We start from the raw sequence: 395 nt of genomic DNA, 5'->3' as shown, positions 1-395 counted from the left end.
GCTTTTTTGATTCATCAGCGTCAGACGATAACAAAAATCTCGCTGACGCCTATGGGCTTGGGCTATCTGCTTGGCAAGCTGCATTTTTGCCAACAAAAGCAGCCTGCTTACGCCTGCCGATTTAGGCAGATTATCTATCCGCTGAGGCCAGGGAGTTTCGGAAATCCCGGAACCATAGGGAGTGGCCCCTCACATGGTGCAGACGTGATCTGCTGCTGCCATCATTTCTATGCCAGCAAATGGCATGGCGGACTTGCGAAAGAATATCGACCACAAGCCGGTGGTCAGAAATGGACTCTGAAACCCACTCAGGTGCAAAGTCTTCAAAGCCGTGAGGCGCAGCAACTTCAGTGGGAATCTGAGCAGGAAAATGACCCGGATAGTCAACCTCAGTC

1 protein-coding gene is annotated in these 395 nt (G+C 51.4%); it reads right to left on the bottom strand.

Annotated elements, in window-relative coordinates:
• Positions 1 to 189: 189 nt before the first annotated feature.
• Positions 190 to 395, bottom strand: a 206-nt coding sequence (locus AC066S_RS39905) for a hypothetical protein (RefSeq protein WP_478272081.1), incomplete at its 5' end; no start/stop codon positions are given.

The sequence above is a fragment of the Bradyrhizobium sp. CFUWI genome (assembly GCF_056429085.1).
The sequence above is the reverse complement of the archived record's forward strand: the minus strand, read 5'-3'. Positions and strand labels throughout refer to the sequence as shown.